14 protein-coding genes are annotated in these 20,388 nt (G+C 69.4%); 3 read left to right on the top strand and 11 right to left on the bottom strand.

What is annotated here, in order from left to right; translation table 11 throughout:
• Nucleotides 1-22 precede the first annotated feature (22 nt).
• Together ACFW48_RS22485 and ACFW48_RS22480 are read right to left on the bottom strand one after the other, a co-directional pair.
• On the bottom strand, nt 23-1,147 hold the full coding sequence (locus ACFW48_RS22485; RefSeq protein ID WP_386317197.1) for a hypothetical protein: 1,125 nt from the start codon (nt 1,145-1,147) through the stop codon (nt 23-25).
• A 120-nt stretch (nt 1,148-1,267) separates the two neighbouring features.
• Nucleotides 1,268-2,287 (bottom strand): hypothetical protein, encoded by a 1,020-nt coding sequence (locus tag ACFW48_RS22480; protein WP_386317194.1) that lies wholly within the window; start codon nt 2,285-2,287, stop codon nt 1,268-1,270.
• A 94-nt stretch (nt 2,288-2,381) separates the two neighbouring features.
• Here ACFW48_RS22480 and ACFW48_RS22475 point away from each other — a divergent pair, with 94 nt between their 5' ends.
• Nucleotides 2,382-2,759, top strand: coding sequence for an NTP pyrophosphohydrolase (locus tag ACFW48_RS22475; protein ID WP_386317358.1), 378 nt, complete (start codon nt 2,382-2,384; stop codon nt 2,757-2,759).
• A 79-nt stretch (nt 2,760-2,838) separates the two neighbouring features.
• Here ACFW48_RS22475 and ACFW48_RS22470 read toward each other — a convergent pair whose 3' ends face one another.
• The 9 genes from ACFW48_RS22470 to ngcE all read right to left on the bottom strand — a co-directional run bounded on the left by ACFW48_RS22470 (nt 2,839) and on the right by ngcE (nt 14,979).
• Nucleotides 2,839-4,401, bottom strand: a complete 1,563-nt coding sequence (locus ACFW48_RS22470) for an amino acid permease (protein ID WP_386317191.1) — start codon at nt 4,399-4,401, stop codon at nt 2,839-2,841.
• A 107-nt stretch (nt 4,402-4,508) separates the two neighbouring features.
• Nucleotides 4,509-6,431, bottom strand: a complete 1,923-nt coding sequence (dxs, locus tag ACFW48_RS22465) for a 1-deoxy-D-xylulose-5-phosphate synthase (protein WP_386317356.1) — start codon at nt 6,429-6,431, stop codon at nt 4,509-4,511.
• Between the two features lie 271 nt (nt 6,432-6,702).
• Nucleotides 6,703-7,995 carry a sugar ABC transporter permease gene (locus ACFW48_RS22460; protein WP_386317188.1) on the bottom strand — a complete coding sequence of 431 codons (1,293 nt, stop codon included), beginning with the start codon at nt 7,993-7,995 and terminating at the stop codon, nt 6,703-6,705.
• Nucleotides 7,992-8,783 carry an ATP-binding cassette domain-containing protein gene (locus ACFW48_RS22455; RefSeq protein ID WP_055419686.1) on the bottom strand — a complete coding sequence of 264 codons (792 nt, stop codon included), beginning with the start codon at nt 8,781-8,783 and terminating at the stop codon, nt 7,992-7,994. The genes ACFW48_RS22460 and ACFW48_RS22455 overlap by 4 nt, the downstream gene beginning before the upstream one ends.
• A 165-nt stretch (nt 8,784-8,948) precedes the next feature.
• Entirely contained in the window at nt 8,949-10,052 is a 1,104-nt protein-coding gene (locus ACFW48_RS22450; RefSeq protein ID WP_386317354.1) for a sugar ABC transporter substrate-binding protein, read from the bottom strand.
• Nucleotides 10,053-10,185: 133 nt separating this feature from the next.
• Nucleotides 10,186-11,397 (bottom strand): ROK family transcriptional regulator, encoded by a 1,212-nt coding sequence (locus tag ACFW48_RS22445; RefSeq protein WP_121749743.1) that lies wholly within the window; start codon nt 11,395-11,397, stop codon nt 10,186-10,188.
• A 194-nt stretch (nt 11,398-11,591) separates the two neighbouring features.
• Nucleotides 11,592-12,515 carry a carbohydrate ABC transporter permease gene (locus tag ACFW48_RS22440; RefSeq protein ID WP_386317185.1) on the bottom strand — a complete coding sequence of 308 codons (924 nt, stop codon included), beginning with the start codon at nt 12,513-12,515 and terminating at the stop codon, nt 11,592-11,594.
• Nucleotides 12,516-12,518: 3 nt separating this feature from the next.
• On the bottom strand, nt 12,519-13,445 hold the full coding sequence (locus ACFW48_RS22435) for a carbohydrate ABC transporter permease (protein ID WP_121749741.1): 927 nt from the start codon (nt 13,443-13,445) through the stop codon (nt 12,519-12,521).
• Between the two features lie 85 nt (nt 13,446-13,530).
• Complete coding sequence (gene ngcE / locus ACFW48_RS22430; protein WP_386317181.1) at nt 13,531-14,979, bottom strand: N-acetylglucosamine/diacetylchitobiose ABC transporter substrate-binding protein; 1,449 nt, start codon at nt 14,977-14,979, stop codon at nt 13,531-13,533.
• 393 nt (nt 14,980-15,372) lie between these two features.
• Here ngcE and ACFW48_RS22425 point away from each other — a divergent pair, with 393 nt between their 5' ends.
• On the top strand, nt 15,373-19,179 hold the full coding sequence (locus tag ACFW48_RS22425; RefSeq protein ID WP_386317179.1) for a GH92 family glycosyl hydrolase: 3,807 nt from the start codon (nt 15,373-15,375) through the stop codon (nt 19,177-19,179).
• A 229-nt stretch (nt 19,180-19,408) separates the two neighbouring features.
• Complete coding sequence (locus ACFW48_RS22420; RefSeq protein WP_386317177.1) at nt 19,409-20,347, top strand: FG-GAP repeat domain-containing protein; 939 nt, start codon at nt 19,409-19,411, stop codon at nt 20,345-20,347.
• Nucleotides 20,348-20,388 lie beyond the last annotated feature (41 nt).

The following is a 20,388-nucleotide window of genomic DNA, read 5'->3' as shown; positions in this document are numbered from 1 at the left end:
CGGGCGCCACGGCGCCGGCCGCTCAGTGCCCGAGGGTGTGCCACCGGGTGAGGGAGAGGCCGGCGCCGTCGTCCTGACGGGCCACCTTCGGCACCCCGTCGGGTCCGATCAGCGCCAGCACCACCCGCCCGCGGCCGTCCCGCGCGAGAGCGGGAACGCCCTGGCAGGACTCGGCCAGCGCGAACCACCAGAACCCCCCGGCCTCGTTCTCCGTGCCGCCCATGCCGAGCACCACGGAGCCGTCCCGGTCCCGGTGGGCGAGCACGACGCAGTCGTAGCCGTCCACCGCCGTGCGCAGCGACGCGTACCCCTGCCCGGCCGGCGATCCGCCCAGCGTGGCGGGCCAGTCCCCGTCCCGCCACGCGGCCGCGCCGCCGCTCTCGGCGTCGGTCCAGAAGAACGTGGCGCGCTCCGGCCCCGTCTCCAGCGCGGTGACCGTCCCCGGCACGGGACGCAGGGCGAAGCCGCGGGGGCCGTCGAAGTCGCCGCCGGGCGCCGTCTGGCGCCAGACGAGGACGCCCGACGCGGCCGCGGCGCAGACCTCCAGCCGTCCCCCGGCGAGGGCGACCGGCGCCGGCAGGGCGTCGGTCTCACCGCCCCGCAGGTCCTCCCAGGCCCGCCACTTGCCGCTCGGGGACTCGCGACGCAGCGACAGACCACCGTTCGCGTTCCGTACGAAGACGTGCACCGTGCCGTCGGCCGCGACGGCCCCGACCGGCGGCCCCAGCTCCCGGGCCTGCTCACGGTCGCGGTGCGGATTGCCGAGCGAACGCCATTCGGTGAAGGCCAGTCCCGTCTGGTACTGGATCGCGTGCACGACGTCCACGCCGAGCCCGCCGTCGGCGCGCTCGCGCTCCCTGCGGCCGAGGAAGTGGACATAGGTGTCCACTCCCTGCACCACCGTCAGATGGGTCAGACCCGCCACGGGCACGAAATGCGGCCCGCTCCAGTCGGGGCCGCCCGCGACGGTCTCCGTCCAGCGCACCAGACCGCCGTCGGCGGGCACGTAGAGGCTGAGCCGGCCGTCCCTGCCGAGGGTGAGCCAGTCGCCGTGGGCCGGTCCGGACGCACCGCCCCGGCCCCCCTCCACGGTGCCGGGCCCGACCTGGCGGGCGGCGCCGACGGGGTCTGCCGACCTTCTCCGCATGGCCTGCTGCACCTTCCTGAAGCCCGCCGTGTCACGGACAGGGACCCTCGAACGCGGAACATCATATGCCGTTCGTTCACCCGTTCCCCATGGCTCGGCCACCGGGCCGTCGAGGACCCGTCAGACGGCTTGCCAGGGACCGAGCGCGAGGCCCGGTTCGTCCTTGCGGCGGGTGAGGCGGAGCTGTCCGGTGGACGGGGAGAGCGTGGCCGCCACCAGCCGGCCGCCGGCGTCCAGCGCCAGGGACACCACCGCGTCGGCCGGCAGCTCCGGACCCGACTCCGTCCACGCGGCGCCGAGCGCCTCCTGCTCCGAGGGGTAGGCGGCGAAGGCGACCCGGCCGCTCTTCGCACGCTGGGCGAGCAGTGTGCAGTCGTGACCGTCGATGGCGCAGCGGACGACGGAGACGGGGCCGGGTCCTGCCGCGGTCACCAGCGGCACCGGCTTCTCGCCGGGGCGCCAGGCGCACAGCTCACCGGTGTCGTCGTCGGTGAAGAGGACGGTGGTGTACTCCTCGGAGGTCGCCAGCGCGCGCAGGGTGCCCGGGCGGACGGCCGCGTCGACGCCCTCCCCCGGCACCGGCCGCGCGCCCGGCTGCTCCTGCCGCCAGTGCCGGATACCGCCGGTGACGGCCGCGTAGAGCTCGACCCGGCCGGACTCCCCCGTCACGGCCGCGGGCGCCTCCTGGACGCCGCGCCCCTTCAGGTCCCGCCAGGGCTCCCAGCCGCCCTTCTCCTTCTGGGCCACCATGCTCATGCCGCCGCCCCCGTTGCGGACGAAGACATGGGCACGTCCCTGCGCGTCGACCGCGACGGCCGGTGTCCCGGTGCGGTCGCCCTGCTTGTTGGGGTGGCCGGCCGGCTGCCAGTCGAGGGGCGCGAGCAGCGGCCGGAAGTGCGTGGTGTGCACGAGGTCGGACCGGCCGGTCCCGACGGGCCGCCAGGCGACCAGATGTGCGTAGCCGTCGGGGCCCCGGCCGACCGCGAGGCCGGGGTGCAGTTCCTGGTCGCCGCCGAGCCTGCGCGGCGCCTCCCAGGGCCCGGCGGGCGCGCGTTCGGCACGCCACAGGGCGGCACCGTCCGACGGGAGGTAGACACTGAGGCGGCCGTCGCGGCCGAGGAGAAGCCAGTCGCCGTTCACCGCATCACTCTAAGCGGGGCCGCCGGGTCCGCGTCGATCGGGTACGGCCCGCGCGACGGTGCCGTGCGACCCTGACGGCATGGACGACAACGGCATGGACGACAACGCTCCCCTGCTCGTGATCGTCGACGCCGCGAACGTCGTCGGGTCGGTGCCCGACGGGTGGTGGCACGACCGGCGCGGGGCGGCCGAACGGTTGCGGGACCGGCTGGCGGCGGACGGTGTGCCGGGGCATGCCGGCCCGGTGGAGGTGGTCCTGGTCGTCGAGGGCGCGGCCCGAGGGGTGGACTCCGTGCCGGGCGTACGGGTGGAGTCGGCGCCCGGCAGCGGGGACGACCACATGGTCGACCTGGTCGCCCGGGCCACCGGCGACCGTCCGGTCCTGGTCGTGACGGCCGACCGCGAGTTGCGCCGCCGGGTGAGCGAGCTGGGCGCGGAGGTGGCGGGGCCGCGGACGGTGCGGCCCGCGTGACGGCGCCCCCACCGGCGTACGCGGACCGGCCCCGCGGTCCCCGGGCGGGGGTGCGGGGCCGGAGCGGGAGTGGATGGGGCTACGGGGTGTCTCCGCCGGACGGCCCGGTCGACCCGGGCGTGCCGGCCGGTGCCTCCTCGCCGCGGGCCATGCGGCTGTGGGTGCGGCTGTAGAGGAAGTACACGACGACGCCGATCGCCATCCAGACGCCGAACCGCACCCATGTCTCGGCGGGCAGGTTCAGCATCAGCCACAGCGAGGCCCCCACCGACACGATCGGCAGCAGCGGCACCAGCGGGGTGCGGAAGGCGCGCGGCAGGTCGGGGCGGGTCCGACGCAGGATGATCACGCTGAGGGCGACGATGACGAACGCGAACAGCGTGCCGATGTTCACCAGCTCGGCCAGCTCGCTCAGGCTGGTGAAGCCGGCGACGATCGCGATGATCACGCCGAGCAGGATGGTCGGCCGGTACGGCGTCCGGAACTTCGGGTGGACGCGGGAGAAGAAGCGCGGCAGCAGCCCGTCGCGGCTCATCGCGAAGAACACCCGGGTCTGGCCGAGCAGCAGGATCATGCACACCGTGGTCAGGCCGACGGCGGCGCCGAAGCTGATCACACCGGCGAAGAAGGGGTGCCCGGTGGACTTGAAGGCGTCGGCGAGCGGGGCGTCGATGGACAGCTCGCTGTAGTGCTGCATGCCGGTGACGACGATCGATACGGCGACGTACAGCGCGGTGCAGATGAACAGGGAGCCGAGGATGCCGCGGGGCATGTCGCGCTGCGGGTTCTTGGTCTCCTCGGCGGCCGTGGCGACGATGTCGAAGCCGATGAAGGCGAAGAAGACGACGGAGGCCGCGGTGAAGATGCCCATCACGCCGAAGTTGGCCGGCGCCCACCCGAACATCAGCTGGATCAGTGGCGAGTCGAGTCCCCCGCCCGCCTCCACCGGCTGCGCCTTCGGGACGAAGGGGTCGTAGTTGGAACCCTTGATGAAGAAGGCACCCGCGATGATCACGATGAGGACGACGGTCACCTTGATGGCGACGACGACCGAGGTGACCCGGGCCGACAGCTTCATGCCGAGGACGAGGATGCCGGTGAGCACCAGCACCAGGACGGCGGCCAGGATGTCGAAGCCGAATCCCTCGGCGCCGTCCCGGCCGCCGAGCGACGCGGGCATCTGCCAGCCCGCGTTGTCCAGCAGGGAACGGATGTAGCCCGACCAGCCGACGGCCACCACCGCCGTGCCGAGCGCGAACTCCAGGACCAGGTCCCAGCCGATGATCCAGGCGGGCAGTTCGCCGAGCGACGCGTAGGAGAACGTGTACGCCGAGCCGGCAACCGGGACCGTCGAGGCGAACTCCGCGTAGCAGAGCGCGGCGAGCGCGCACACTACACCGGCGACGACGAAGGCCAGGGCCACGGAGGGCCCGGCGTTGTTCTTGGCGACCGTGCCGGTCAGTACGAAGATGCCGGTGCCGATGATGACACCGACGCCGAAGACGGTCAGATCCAGTGCGGACAGGGATTTCTTGAGCGCGTGCTCCGGCTCCTCCGTGTCCCGGATGGATTGCTCGATCTTCTTGGTCCTGAAGAGACTGCTGTTGCTCACGGGTACCTCCGAGCTTGTCGTCCCCGACATGATCGAGAGGGGGGCGTACTGCGTATGCCCCGGCGTGAGCGGATTCACGCGGATGGGCAGGTTTCACCACTCGTTGCAGTGGTGAAACCTGCCCATCCGGTCGTACGTCAGTCGCGCGCGGCCTCCACCGAGTCCACCTCGGAGCGCTCGTACCGGCCGTCGAGCTTGGCGACCAGGCCGGTGACCTGGCGGGCGATGTCGGGGGCGGTGAGTCCGATCTCGGCCATGACCTCGGCGCGGGAGGCGTGGTCGAGGAAGCGCGGCGGGATGCCGAAGTCGCGCAGCGGCACGTCGACGCCCGTGTCGCGCAGGGCCTGGGCGACGGCGGATCCGACGCCGCCGACGCGGGAGTTGTCCTCGACGGTGACGACCACGCGGTGCCGCTCGGCGAGCGGGGCCATGGCCTCGTCGACGGGCTTGACCCAGCGGGGGTCGACCACGGTGGTGGAGATGCCCTGCTTGTTCAGCAGGTCCGCCACCTCCAGGCACATCGGCGCGAGGGCGCCGACGGAGACCAGGAGGACATCGGGCGTGTCGGTGCCGGGGGCGCGCAGCACGTCCATGCCGCCGACGCGGCCGACGGCCGGTACGGCGGGGCCGACGGCGCCCTTGGAGAAGCGGACCACGGTCGGCGCGTCGTCCACCTCGACGGCCTCGCGCAGCTGGGCGCGGACCTGGTCGGCGTCGCGCGGGGCGGCGAGGCGCAGGCCGGGCACGACCTGGAGGATCGACATGTCCCACATGCCGTTGTGGGAGGCGCCGTCGGTGCCGGTGACACCAGCGCGGTCCAGCACGAACGTCACGCCGCACTTGTGCAGGGCCACGTCCATCAGCACCTGGTCGAAGGCGCGGTTGAGGAAGGTGGCGTACACGGCGAAGACCGGGTGCACCCCGCCGTGGGCGAGGCCGGCCGCGGAGACCGCGCCGTGCTGCTCGGCGATGCCGACGTCGTAGACGCGGTCCGGGAAGGCCTTGGCGAACTTGTCGAGGCCGACCGGCTGGAGCATGGCGGCGGTGATGGCGACGACGTCCTCGCGCTCGCGGCCGAGCTCCAGCATCTCGTCACCGAAGACGCTCGTCCAGTCGGCGCCGGAGGTGGAGATGGGCAGGCCCGTGTCGGGGTGGATCTTGCCGACGGCGTGGAAGCGGTCGGCCTCGTCCGCCAGGGCGGGCTGGTAGCCGCGGCCCTTCTCGGTGAGGCAGTGCACGATGACCGGGCCGCCGAAGCGCTTGGCGCGGGTGAGCGCGGACTCCAGGGCCTCGAGGTCGTGGCCGTCGATGGGGCCGACGTACTTCAGGCCGAGGTCCTCGAACATGCCCTGCGGGGCGATGAAGTCCTTCAGGCCCTTCTTGGCGCCGTGCAGGGTGTCGTAGAGCGGGCGGCCGACGACCGGGGTGCGCTCCAGGACCTCCTTGGTGCGGGCCAGGAAGCGCTCGTAGCCGTCGGTGGTGCGCAGGGTCGCCAGGTGGTTGGCGAGGCCGCCGATGGTGGGCGCGTAGGAGCGCTCGTTGTCGTTGACGACGATGACGAGGGGGCGGTCCTTTGCGGCGGCGATGTTGTTCAGCGCCTCCCAGGCCATACCGCCGGTGAGCGCGCCGTCGCCGATGACGGCGACGACGTGGTCGTCGCGGTCGAGGACCTGGTTGGCCTTGGCGATGCCGTCGGCCCAGCCGAGGACGGTGGAGGCGTGGCTGTTCTCGATGACGTCGTGCTCGGACTCGGCCTGCGAGGGGTAGCCGGACAGGCCGCCCTTCATCTTCAGCTTCGAGAAGTCCTGACGGCCGGTGAGCAGCTTGTGCACGTAGGACTGGTGGCCGGTGTCCCAGAGCACCTTGTCCTTCGGCGAGTCGAAGACGCGGTGCAGGGCGAGGGTGAGCTCCACCACGCCGAGGTTGGGGCCGAGGTGGCCGCCGGTCTTGGAGACGGCGTCGACGAGGAAGGTGCGGATCTCCTCTGCCAGCCGGCCCAGCTCGTCCAGGCTGAGCCGGTCCAGATCGCGCGGTCCCGTGATGCGGGTCAGCAGCGGCACCCGTGCCTCCTTGCAGTAGAGCTGTTGCCGGGCCTGCCCGAGTCTAATGTTCCGCCGTGGCGGAACGTGTCCGGGCGGTGCGTCGTACGTCACGCGTTCGGCCTTACCCATCGGCGGTCCGTTCTACGACTGCCCCGCCGGCCGTCGTCCTCGGCACCCTGACACGCGTGGCCGTCCCGTGCGCGCGGCGCGGGCGGGCAGCCCACCGCCCGCCCGAGGGCTCAGCTCGGGCGGGCGGTGGGGTGGTGCGCCCTGGACGGGCGGGGCGTGGCTACGCGCGTCCCGCCGTCTTCTGGGTCTTGCGGGTGACCGCGTCGATGACGACCGTGGCCAGCAGCACGCCGCCGGTGATCATGTACTGGACCGGCGAGGCGATGCCCTCCAGGGCGAGGCCGTACTGGATCGAGACGATGACCATCACACCGAGCAGCGCGTCCCAGGTGCGGCCGCGGCCGCCGAAGAGGGACGTGCCGCCGATCACGGCCGCGGCGATGACGTTCATCAGGAACTCACCGGTGCCCGCGCCCTGGTTGGCGGAAGCGATCTTCGACGCGACGAAGAGGCCGCCGATCGCGGCGAAGGTGCCGGCGATCGCGAAGACCGAGATCCGGACCAGTTCCACGTTGATACCGGCGCGGCGGGACGCCTCGACGCTGCCGCCGAGCGCGAAGACCTTGCGGCCGTAGGAGGTGCGGCGCAGCACGAAGTCCGTGAACAGCAGGAACCCGAGGAAGATCACCACGGCCAGCGGCAGGCCCTTGTACTGGTTGAAGACGATCGCCACGACGAAGGCCAGGACGGCCAGCAGCACCGTGCGGACGATGATCTCGTTCAGCGGCCGGGACGGCACGCCCGCGGCCTCGCGGCGGCGGTTGTCGAAGAAGGCGGAGAGGAAGTACCCCGCGGTCACGACGATCGCCAGGCCGTAGGCGGCGGCCACATCGCTGAAGTAGTAGCTGGTCAGCTTGACGACTATGCCGTCGGAGTTCAGGTTGATGGTGCCGTTGCTGCCCAGGATCTGCAGCATGAAGCCCTGCCAGAACAGGAGTCCGGCGAGCGTCACGGCGAAGGCCGGGACGCCGATGCGGGCGAAGAAGAAGCCGTGGATGGCGCCGGCCACCGTGCCGGTGAGGATGGCCAGGACGAGGGCCAGCACCTCGTTCATCCCGTGCGTGATGTTCAGCACCGCGAAGGTGGCGCCCGCGACGCCGCTGACCGAGCCGACGGACAGGTCGATCTCGCCGAGCAGCAGCACGAAGACGATACCGACGGCGATCATGCCCGTGCCGACCATGGCGACGGACATGTCGGAGAAGTTGCCGGCGGTGAGGAAGTTGGAGTTCAGGCTGGTGAAGATGGCCCAGATGACCAGCAGGCCGACGACGACCGGGATCGACCCGAGGTCGCCGGCCTTCATCTTCCGCTTGAACTCGCCGAGGTAGCCCGCGAAACCCTGCTCGCGGACCAGCAGCCGCGGGTCGACCGCGGTGGCCGCGCCGGAGGCCGCGGCGGGGTTGTCCACCGCCTTGTCCTCGGCGGGTGTGGAGGTCTTGTCGATGCTCACTTCTTGATCTCCCCATTGGTGCGCGCCGCACGACGGGTCACGGCGTTCTCCGTGGCGCCCGTGATGGCGGAGATGATCTCTTCCTGCGAGGTCGACTTGACCTCGAAGACGCCGTTGTTGCGGCCGAGGCGCAGGACGGCGACCTTGTCGGCCACCGCCTTCACGTCGGCCATGTTGTGGCTGATGAGGATGACGGCGTGACCGCGCTCGCGCAGCCGCTCCACGAGGTCGAGGACCTGTGCGGTCTGCTCGACACCGAGGGCGGCCGTGGGCTCGTCGAGGATGACCAGCTTGGGCTCACCGAGCATCGACCGGGCGATCGCCACGACCTGGCGCTGGCCGCCGGAGAGCGAGGCGATCGGGATGCGGACGCTGGGGATGCGGATGGACAGCGTGTCCAGCAGCTCGCGGGAGCGGCGCTCCATCTCGACCTCGTCCAGGACGCCGCGCTTGATGATCTCGCGGCCCAGGTAGAGGTTGCCGACCACGTCGATGTTGTCGCACAGCGCGAGGTCCTGGTAGACGGTCGCGATGCCCAGGTTCTGGGCGTCGTGCGGCCTGTTGATCGAGACGGCCTTGCCGTCCCATTCGATGGAGCCCTCATCGATGGGGTGCACGCCGGCGATCGTCTTGACCAGCGTGGACTTTCCGGCGCCGTTGTCGCCGACCAGGGCGACCACCTCACCGGCGTGGACCTCAAGCTCTACGTCGGTGAGCGCCTGGACGGCACCGAATCGCTTGGAGACCCCGCGCAACGCCAGCACGGGCGTAGCGGACACGTGAACCATCTCCTTCGCCGCCTGACCCGGCGGGAGGTTGTGCAGAAGTTTTCGGGGGGGGTGTTCCGTCCGGCGCCCCGCCTAGCTTGCGGGGCTGTTGAATGCGGGGCGCCGGAGGAAGCTGCGTGCGGCCGGTCCCGTACGCGCTCACGCGGTACGGGAGACGGGGTCCGCCTACTTGAGACCGATCTTGTCGCAGGAGGCCTTGTACTTGCCGCCACAGATCTCGTCGATCGTGTAGAAGCCCTCCTTGACGACGGTCTCCTTGATGTTGTCCTTCGTCAGCGAGACGACCGGAACCAGCGTCGTCGGGATGCCCTTGGTGGTGGCGCTGTCGGCCTTGTCCTTGGCGATGGAGTCGAGCGACTTGCCCTGGGCGAGGGCGACGGCCATCTCACCGGCGACCGCGGCCTCCTGCGGGTAGGACTTGTAGACGCTCATGTACTGCTCGCCGGTGACGATGCGCTGCACGCCCGCGAGTTCGGCGTCCTGGCCGGTGACCGGGATGTCGGCGATGCCCGCGCGCTTGAGGGCGGTGATGATGCCGCCCGCCATGCCGTCGTTGGCGGAGTAGACGCCGATGATCTTGTCCTTGCCGAGCGCCGAGATGGCGGCCTGCATGTTGGAGTTGGCGTTCTCCGGCTTCCACTCCTTGGTGTCGTAGGAGCGGCCGATGTTCACCTTGCCCTTGAGGACGGACATCGCGCCCTCCTTGAACTGGGCGGCGTTCGGGTCGGTGGAGGACCCGTTCATCATGACGACCTGGCCGTCCTTGGCCTTGTCGCCCAGCGCCTTCAGGAGGGCCTCGCCCTGCGTCTTGCCGACGGTGACGTTGTCGAACGAGGTGTAGGCGTCGATCGGGCCCTCGGCCAGGCGGTCGTAGGCGACGACCGGGATGCCGGCCTGCTCCGCCTTGGTGATCGAGCCGGCGATGGCCTTGGAGTCCACCGCGTCCACGATCAGCACGTCGACCTTGTTGGTGATCATCGTGTCGACCTGCTGCGCCTGCAGCGTGGCGTCCTGCTTGGCGTTGGCGTAGACGACCTCGCCCTTGTTGTTCGTGAGCTCCTTGACCTTCTTCTCGATCAAGGGCTTGTCGAACTTCTCGTAGCGCGCGGTCTGGTTCTCCGGAAGGAGCAGACCGACCTTGATGTCGTCGCCCTTCTTCTCGGCGGAGCCCGAGGAGTCACTGTTCTCGTCGGACTCCGCGGCGTTGCCGCAAGCGGCGAGCGAGACCGCCATCGCGGTGGCGGCAACGGCAACGGCGGCACGACGCATACGCGTGTTCACTTCAGAAACCTCCCTGACGAGGCCGCGTCGTTGCGGCCGAGGTGGCTGGAAGTCAACTCGGCCACACGTGCGACGTCAAGAAGTAAATCCTTAACGAGATGACAACGGTGCCATCCGTGCTCTAAGTGAAGGCAGGGGTGGCCGCCGACAGAGCGCCGGTCGCACTTCCGTCCAAAAGCGTCGAATCGCCCATCTCGCTGAGGGCGAGGGCGAGCGCTCCGAGCACCTCCGCGCGGCCTCCAAGTGCCCCGGGCAGAACGGAGAGTTGACGTGCCGCGCTGGGGATCGCGTACCGGCCGACGGACTCCCGGATCGGGCCGAGCACCAGTTCACCGGCCTCGGCGAGATCGCCGCCGAGAACGACGCGGCTCGGGTTGAGCAGGTTGCAGAGGTTGGCGACTCCACTGCCGATGTGGCGGCCGACGTCGGCGATCACCCGACGGCAGCCCGGGTCGCCGTCCCTCGCCAGCCGCACGACGCCTTCCATCGTCAGGTCGGTGCCGTGGCTCGGCTGGAGCAACGGCAGCACGTAGCGTGCGGCGGCGAAGGTCTCCAGGCAGCCCCGGTTTCCGCAGCGGCAGACGGGACCGGCTTCGTCGAGTGTGATATGCCCGATTTCGCCCGCGGTGCCGCCGGGACCGCGGTAGATCTTCCCGTTGATCACCAGCCCCGCGCCGACGCCGCTGGCGACCTTGATGTACGCCAGGTCCCGCACCCCCCGGCCGCTGCCCCAGACCAGCTCGCCCAGGGCGCCCAGGTTGGCGTCGTTGTCCACGTGCACCGGCACGCCGAGCCGCCCCCGCAGCTCCTCGGCGGGCCGGGTGCCGCCCCAGCCGGGCAGGATGGCGGTCGAGCCCAGCGTCCCGGACTCCACGTCGATCGGGCCGGGCACGCCGAGGCCCACTCCGGCGATCTTCGCGCGGTCGATGCCGGTCGCCGCGATCAGCCGGTCGACCAGCTGCTCCGCCCGGTCGAAGCCCTGCGCCGAGGACGCGTCGACGTCCAGCGGCTCGGACTCCTCGGCGAGTACCTGGTGGGCGAGGTTCCCGACCGCGACCCGCAGATGCGTGTGCCCGAAGTCCACGCCGATGACGATGCCGGCGTCCCCGCTCAGCGAGACGCTGCGGGCCCGGCGGCCGCCCGCCGAGGTGGGCGTGACCTCGACCGTCCCGCCGTCCTTCAGTTCCCTCACGATGTTCGAGACCGTCGCCGCGGACAGGCCCGTCGTCCTCGCGATCTCCGCCTGCGTGAGCGACCCGGCGAGCCGTACCGCTCGTACGACCCGTTCCAGGTTGGCTCGGTGCAGCGACGACTGCGACCCGGGAGTCTCCACGACGACCTCCTGCGCGCGGGGCCGCTTCGATGAGGCCCCGTCCATGTCCAACTAGTGAACTCTAAGCTGAGCCGTTCGGGTCGCCTCCCGTCAAGAGGTTGAACCGCATCCGGGTGTCCGCCACACATATCCGCACACACGTGTGCGTGCCGCTCCGGGATGCCCGGAGCGGCACGCACACCAGCGCGGCGGTGTTACTTCAGGGCGCCCGCCGTGAGCCCCTGGACCACCTGGCGCTGGAAGATGATGTACGCGGCCAGGACCGGCAGCATCGCCATCACCAGGCCGGCGAAGAGGCCCGACCAGTCGCCCTTGTAGCCCTGGCTGACCGCCAGCTGCACCAGGCCCTGGGTGAGGACGTGCTTGTCCGGGTCCGTGTTCAGCACGGTCGGCAGCATGTACTGGTTCCACTGCCCCAGGAAATTGAAGATCCCCACGCTGATCAGGCCCGGCTTGGCCATCGGCAGCATGACCTGGAAGAACGTCCGGGTGTGCGAAGCCCCGTCCACGAACGCGGCCTCCGCAACCGAACTGGGCAGCGTGCGGAAGAACCCGGTCAGGAAGAACACCGTGAAAGGCAGCGAATAGGCGATGTAGACCAGGATCAGCCCGTGGATGGTGTTCAGCATCCCCATGTTGTCCACCACGTAGAACAACGGGACCAGCGCGAGCATGATCGGGAAGCTCATGCCGGCGATGAACAAGTAATAGATGAACCGGTTGCCCGGAAAGTCGAACCGGGCCAGTACATAGGCCGCCATGGAACCCAGCACCAGGGTGCCGACGAGCGAGCCGCCCACCACCATGACAGTGTTGAGGAAGTAGTCGCTCATGTGGGCCTGGGACCAGGCCCGCGACCAGTTGTCGAAGTTCAGCTTGTCGGGGAGCGACCAGGGCGAGCCGAAGATGGCGGCGTCGTCCTTGAAGGAGGTCATCACCGCCCACACCAGCGGCATGCCGACCATGATCGCCCAGATGACGAGGACGCCGTGGGAGAAGACGTTGAGGGTGGTGCCCTCCTTCTTCCCCTTGCGGGGCCCGCTGGGCGGTGCGTCGCTCTTGCGGACGGGCGCGCCGGACTCGGCCGGTACGGGGGCGGGGGTCTCGGTCGTCTTCATTGATCAGTACTCCAGCCGCTCGCGCCGGCCCAGTCGCATCACGAGGGCGGCGAAGGCCAGCGTGACGACGAGCAGGGCGACGCCGATGGTGGTGGCGTAGGCGGCCTGACCGTCCCGGAACGCCTTCTGGTACACGTACAGGACCATCACGGTGGTCGAGTAGTCGGGTCCGCCGGGCCCGGTCGTCATGATCTGCACGACCGCGAACGACTCGGCGCCGAGCGCGAGGATGCCCATGTAGACCCAGCCGGACTGCACGGTGTCCCACAGCAGCGGCAGGGTGACCTTGAAGAAGGTGGTGGCGCGGTTGGCCCCGTCCAGCAGCGCGGCCTCGTACAGCTCCGCCGGGATGGAGGCCATGCCCGCGGAGAAGAGGACCACGAAGAAGCCGACGGTGGACCAGACGAGCACCGCCATCACGCACCACAGGGCGATGTTCGGGTCACCGAGCCACAGCGGCTGGACGGAGTCCAGGCCGATGCCGCGCAGCAGGGAGTTGATCGCACCGCTGTCCGGGTTGTACGCGAACTGGAACAGCAGGGCGACGATCGCGATGGAGAGCACCTGCGGGAAGAAGTAGACGATCTTGTAGAAGCCGGAGCCGCGGACTCCGGTGATCGCCGGGCCGCCCCGGCGGCGGCGTCCGCCCACATTGATCATGAAGGCGAAGAAGAGCGCCAGGCCGAGGGTGACCAGCGGCACCAGCAGGGCGAACATCACGCTGTGCTGCAACGACTTCCAGAAGATGTCGTCGTCGAGCATCCGCGAGTAGTTGTCGAAGCCGACCATCGAGAACTCGGGACTCAGGCCCGTCCAGTCCGTGAACGAGTAGTAGATGGACTGGATGAACGGCCAGATGACGAAGAGCGCGTACAGCCCCAGGGGAACCGCCAGGAACCCCACGATGAACCGGTACTTGCCGTGCTGCATTGCTACCGACCCCGATCTGCGTGCGGGTGGCGCCGCCAGGGCCTGTCCGGCGCGGCGGCGCCGGACAGGCCCTGGTGACGCGTCCTCACTGGTGCTTGTAGTGCTTGATCGACGAGTCCTTGGCGGCGTCGTCGGCGTAGCCCTGGATCTTCTTGATGGTCTCGGCCGGGGTGAGCCGGCCGGCCATCATCTCGCCCAGGCAGGAGACGCCGATCTTCTCCTTCTGGAGCTGCACGTACCAGTCCTGCATGCGCGGGTTCACCACGTTGTCGCCGGCCAGTTCCAGTGCCGCGACGCCGGACTTGAGGCCCGGGGTCAGCTCGATGCCGTCGGTGCCGCCGTTGTAGGCGCTCAGCGACTTCACCTTGCTGGTGAAGTTCTTCGAGGAGGCCTCGCTGAGCATGATGCGCAGCTGCTCCATGCCGCCGGCGCCGTTGGCCGCCTTGGCCGGGACGATGAAGGGCTCGCCGCCGGAGGCCCACATGGTGCCGAAGGGCATCTTGTCGTTCTCGTCGATCCCGGGCGGGGCGGAGACGGTGAGCCCGAAGTCGGCGGGGATGACCTTGGCCGACTCGTTCTCCACCCAGGAGCCGTTGGGGATGAACAGGGCGTCGCCCTTGGCCCAGGCGGTCTGCGACTGGATGTGGTCCAGGCCCGGGGTGCCCTTGAGGATGTAGCCCTTCTTGTACAGCTCGTACCAGGCCTCGAAGACCGTCTTGACCGCCGGGTGCTTCCAGGCGTTCGGCTCCAGGTTGTCGATGGCGTTGAGCACCTCGACGCCGCCGACCTTGGCGATCATCGGGGACATCGAGAAGGGGATGTAGTACGGATACTTGCCCGCGTACGTCCAGCCGGCCATGCCCTTCTTCTTGGCCTTCTCGCAGACCGCGAGCATCTCGTCCCAGGTCTTGGGGTACTCCGCGTCGAGGGAGTCCAGGGCCTTCTGCGAGTACCAGTTGCCGTACACCGTGTAGGCGTAGTACAGGATCCAGACCGGGTCGCCGTCGAACTGGCCCATCTCCACGATGCCGGGGCGCAGCGTGTCGCGGACCTTCTTGTTCGGGTCGTCGTAGGACGGGGCGTCCAGCAGCGGGGTGAGGTCGGCGAGCTGCTTCTTGCCGACCAGGACGCCCATGTCCATCTGCTCGGCACCGGAGTTGTCGACGAGGTCGGGCGGGTTGCCCCCGTTGAAGCGCGGCTGAAGGGTGGACTGGATCTTCTGGGTGGCGGAGAACTTCACCTCGGCCTTGGGGAAGGCCTTCTCGTACAGCTTCACGGCGTCCTCGGCGTACTCCTTGCCGAAGCCTCCGTCGAAGAGGACGAACTCCATCTGGGCACTGTCGTTGACCGCGAGCGGGTTCTCGGCGGACTTCTTGCCCGCCTCGGCCTTCTCCTGGTCGTCCCCGCCGCCGCTCGCGCAGGCGGAGAGGAAACTCATGGTCGGTACGGAGATCAGGCCGAGCGCGGCGGACCGCTTGATCAGATCGCGGCGGCCGACGCCTTTACCGTTGTTCTCGGCGGAAGTGGATCCCATGCTCAAGTCCTCGCCTTCTCCAGGACTCAGGCGGTGAACCGGATCCTCCCCGGCACCGCGATCGGGTCACGCTGGGTCGTGCAGGAAGTGCTGTTCGGACGCTTGGGAGGTCCCGAATTCGCGGTTCCCCCCTGAACCCCCCGGTGGCCGACAGGTATAGTCCACTTCCCGCCAGCTGAGCAAGATCGAATGCAAGGTTGGCGGTACGTCTTTTCCGAGTTGAGACCTCCCGGAAATATGAGTGGCCTGTGTGCCACTTGCCGGAAGAATCCCCGGCATAAGCCCCGAACGCCACATCCAACACCCTTGACATCACATGCCACTTGACCCCTACTGGTCCTTGCGCAGTTGAGTTGACAACGTTGTCCCCAGCGCAGGGAGGGTGGCCAGGGCATGCAGTACAGAGTTCGGCACAGATGGGGTCCGGCGGTCGTGATGACGACCGCCCTCGCTTTGGCGGTGGGTTCGCAGGGTGCGGCGGTCGCGCTGCCCACCGCGCCCGCCAAGGCCGACCGGGAGTTCGCTTCGTCGTTCGAGGCGGACGACCCGGTTCCGGACTGGCTCAGCACCGTGGACACGGGCCCGGACGGCAGCAAGCGGGCCACGGGCGTCGACGGCGGCTACAGCACCGGCATACCGGGCAACGTGACCGACCACGTCACCGATGTGCGGGCCAGCGCCGAGAACACGGGCGGCGGGGAGGTGAAGGAGAACCTCGTCGACGGCGAGCCGGGCACCAAGTGGCTGACCTTCGACAAGACCGGCTGGGTCGAGTTCGACCTGGACGAACCGGCGAATATCACGAAATACGCGCTCACTTCGGCCAACGACCACGACGAACGCGACCCGGTGGACTGGACGCTGAAGGGCTCGGCGGACGGCGAGAACTGGCAGACGCTGGACATCCGCTCCGGGGAGTCCTTCGACGAGCGGTTCCAGACGAAGACGTACGACCTCGCCGAGGCCGCCGAGTTCCAGCACTTCCGGCTGGAGATCACCAGGAACAACGGCGCCGGCGACGCGCTCCAGCTCGCCGACGTCCAGCTGGCCACCGCCGCCACCGACACACCCGTCCCCGAGGACATGCTCTCCCTCGTCGACCGCGGCCCGAGCGGCTCGCCGACCGCGAAGGCGGGCGCCGGCTTCACCGGCAAGCGGGCCCTCAAGTACGCCGGCCGGCACACCGCGGACGGCCGGGCCTACTCGTACAACAAAATCTTCGACGTCGACGTGAAGGTCGACCGCCGCACGGAGCTGTCGTACAAGATCTTCCCGTCGATGGCGGACGGCGACCTCGACTACGACGCCACGAACGTCTCCGTCGACCTCGCCTTCACCGACGGCACCTACCTGAGCGACCTCAAGGCGACGGACCAGCACGGCTTCCCGCTGACGCCGCGCGGCCAGGGCGTCGCCAAGGTCCTGTACGTCAACCAGTGGAGCAGCGTGAAGTCGGGGATCGGGTCGGTCGCGGCCGGCAAGACCGTCGACCGGATCCTGGTGGCGTACGACTCCCCCAAGGGCCCGGCGAAGTTCCGCGGCTGGCTGGACGACGTGGCCATCGAGCGCGCGAAGCCGGAGCGGCCGAAGGCCCACCTCTCCGACTACGCGCTGACCACCCGCGGCACCAACTCCAGCGGCAGCTTCTCCCGCGGCAACAACTTCCCCGCGACCGCCGTACCGCACGGCTTCAACTTCTGGACGCCGGTGACCAACGCCGGTTCGCTGAGCTGGCTGTACGACTACGCGCGCGGCAACAACGCGGACAACCTGCCGACGCTCCAGGCGTTCGGCGCGAGCCACGAGCCGAGCCCGTGGATGGGCGACCGGCAGACCTTCCAGGTGATGCCGTCCGCCGCCTCCGGCACCCCGGACACCGGCCGCGAGGAACGCGAGCTGGCCTTCCGGCACGAGAACGAGACCGCCCGGCCGTACTACTACGGCGTGCGGTTCGAGAACGGCCTGAAGGCCGAGATGGCGCCGACCGACCACGCGGCGATGATGCGCTTCACCTACCCCGGTGACGACGCGAGCGTGATCTTCGACAACGTCGAGGACAAGGCCGGCCTGACCCTGGACAAGGAGAACGGCACCTTCAGCGGCTACTCGGACGTCAAGTCCGGGCTGTCCACGGGCGCCACCCGTCTGTTCGTCCACGGCGAGTTCGACAGCAAGGTCACCGGCGGTGACTCCAGCGGCGTCAAGGGCCACCTGCGTTTCGACGCGGGCCGGGACCGCACCGTGACGCTGCGCATCGCGACCTCGCTGATCAGCGTCGACCAGGCGAAGGACAACCTGCGCCAGGAGATCCCGAAGCGCACCTCCTTCGACAAGGTCAAGCGCGACGCCCAGAAGCAGTGGGACAAGATCCTCGGCAAGGTCGAGGTCGAGGGCGCCACGCAGGACCAGCTGACCACGCTGTACTCCAGCCTCTACCGGCTGTACCTGTACCCGAACGCGGGCCACGAGAAGGTCGACGGGAAGTACAAGTACGCCTCCCCGTTCTCCAAGGCGGTCAAGGAGGACACCCCGACGCACACCGGCGCCAAGATCGTGGACGGCAAGGTGTACGTCAACAACGGCTTCTGGGACACCTACCGGACCACCTGGCCCGCGTACTCCTTCCTGACCCCGTCGAAGGCCGGTGAGCTGGTCGACGGCTTCGTGCAGCACTACAAGGACGGCGGCTGGACCTCCCGCTGGTCCTCCCCGGGCTACGCGGACCTGATGACCGGCACCTCCTCGGACGTGGCGTTCGCCGACGCCTACGTCAAGGGCGTCGACTTCGACGCGAAGGCGGCGTACGACGCGGCCGTCAAGAACGCCACCGTCGTGCCCCCGTCCTCGGGCGTGGGCCGCAAGGGCATGGCGACCTCGCCGTTCCTCGGCTACACCAGCACCGAGACGCACGAGGGCATGTCGTGGGCGCTGGAGGGCTACCTCAACGACTACGGCATCGCCAAGATGGGCGAGAAGCTCTACAAGGAGACGGGCGAGAAGCGGTACAAGGAGGAGTCGGCGTACTTCCTCGACCGCGCCCAGGACTACGTCAACATGTTCGACGCGAAGGCCGGCTTCTTCCAGGGCAGGGACCTGGCGGGCGACTGGCGCGTGGACTCCGAGAAGTACGACCCGCGCGTGTGGGGCTACGACTACACGGAGACCAACGGCTGGGGCTACGCCTTCACCGCCCCGCAGGACAGCCGGGGCCTGGCCAACCTGTACGGCGGCCGGGACGGCCTCGGCGACAAGCTCGACGAGTACCTCGCCACCCCGGAGACGGCCTCACCGGAGTTCAAGGGCTCCTACGGCGGTGTCATCCACGAGATGACCGAGGCGCGGGACGTCCGCATGGGCATGTACGGGCACTCCAACCAGGTCGCCCACCACGCCCTGTACATGTACGACGCGGCCGGGCAGCCCCACAAGACGCAGAAGAACGTCCGCGAGGTGCTCTCCCGCCTGTACACCGGCAGTGACATCGGGCAGGGCTACCACGGTGACGAGGACAACGGCGAGCAGTCGGCCTGGTTCCTCTTCTCCGCGCTCGGCTTCTACCCGCTGGTGATGGGCAGCGGCGAGTACGCCATCGGCTCCCCGTTGTTCACCAAGGCGACCGTCGAGCTGGAGAACGGCCGCGAGCTGGTCGTCAAGGCGCCGAAGAACAGCACGAAGAACGTCTACGTGCAGGGCCTGAAGGTCAACGGCAAGCGCTGGAACTCCACCGCGCTCCCCCACGACCTGATCGCGAAGGGCGGCGTCCTGGAGTTCGACATGGGCCCGCGGCCCTCCTCGTGGGGCACCGGCCAGAATTCAGCGCCGGTGTCGATCACCAAGGACGACGAGGTGCCGACCCCGCGCGCGGACGCGATCGAGGGCGAGGGCGCCCTGTTCGACGACACGTCGGCGACCGAGGCGGCCGTGACGTCGGTGGACCTGCCGGTGCCCCGGAAGGGCGCCAAGGCCCTCCAGTACACGCTGACGTCGTCGGCGGACCACGCGAAGGCCCCGACCGGCTGGAAGCTCCAGGGCTCGGCCGACGGCACGACCTGGCGGACGCTGGACCAGCGCTCCGGCGAGTCCTTCGCCTGGGACCGGCAGACCCGGGCGTTCTCGGTGAAGTCGCCGGGGACGTACGCGAAGTACCGGCTGGTCCTCGACGGTGAGCACACGCTGGCGGAGGTGGAACTGCTGGCGTGAGGGTGACCGTGGAATGACGGTGCGTGGGGGGTACGCCGGGCGACCGGCGTACCCCGCAAAAGGTTGTACGCCCCACGTTGCGCTTGCGTACCTGTTCTGTACCGCTCTCGTCCCCCGTGGTTAATCTGATTGACGTGTGAACGTCATGTGTAAGGATCACGAAGTACCCCGGGATCATGCGGACTTACCCGTCCGCGATCCCTTCCACATGACCAAATGGAGGACCCACGTGGCCAAAAGCTCCGGCCTGAACACGCGTCGCGCCCTGGCGCGTGCCACGGCTGCGGCGCTCACCGCCGCTCTGGTGGCGAGCGGTGCGAGTGTCGCGGTCGCCGCCGACGAACCGGGAGCCACCGCGTCCCGGTCGCACCTCGAAGTGAAGCCCTCGGGCGCCGAGAAGTACGGCGCTTCCGCCATACCCGGAGACGCCCCGATCAACCCGCTGTTCGGTGTGGACGGCGAGGGTGACCTGTGGAGCTACGACCCGGACTTCGAGGGCGGGCTGGACGCTCGCTGGGACGCCGGATACGGCTGGCAGAGCGCCCGCGCCATGACGCAGGTCGACCACGACGCCGACGGATTCTCGGACGGCCTCTGGCACGTCACGTCCGGGGGCCAGCTGTACTACGGTGAGTGGGGCACCACCAGCGACGAGCACGTCTTCGTCGGCAACGGCTGGAACATCTACAACCAGCTGTTCTCGCCGGCGAACGTCGGTGGCGCCGCAGCCGACGACCTGCTCGCCCGTGACAGCTCCGGCGTGCTGTACCTGTACCTCGGCTACGGCAACGGCAAGCTGACCCAGCGCTACAGGGTCGGCGGCGGGTGGAACGCCTACACCCACATCACCGGCAAGGGCGACCTGACCGGTGACGGCAAGGACGACATCGTCGCCAAGGACAGCTCCGGCGTGCTGTGGCTCTACAAGGGCACCGGCGACTACAAGGCGCCGTTCACGTCCCGCGCCCGCATCGGCGGCGGCTGGAACACCTACAACAACATCGTCTCCGTCGGCGACATCGACATCGACGGCATCACGGACCTGGTCGCCCGTGACAAGACGGGCGCGCTGTACCTGTACAAGGGCACCGGCAACGCCGCGTCCCCGTACAAGTCCCGTGTGAAGATCGGCAGCGGCGGCTGGAACACGTACCGCCTGCTGTTCTGAGGGGCGAGCAAGGGCGAGGGCCGCACCCCCGGCGACGGGGG

The sequence above is a fragment of the Streptomyces sp. NPDC058812 genome, from assembly GCF_042744565.1.
Lineage (GTDB): Bacteria > Actinomycetota > Actinomycetes > Streptomycetales > Streptomycetaceae > Streptomyces > Streptomyces thinghirensis.
The sequence above is the reverse complement of the archived record's forward strand: the minus strand, read 5'-3'. Positions and strand labels throughout refer to the sequence as shown.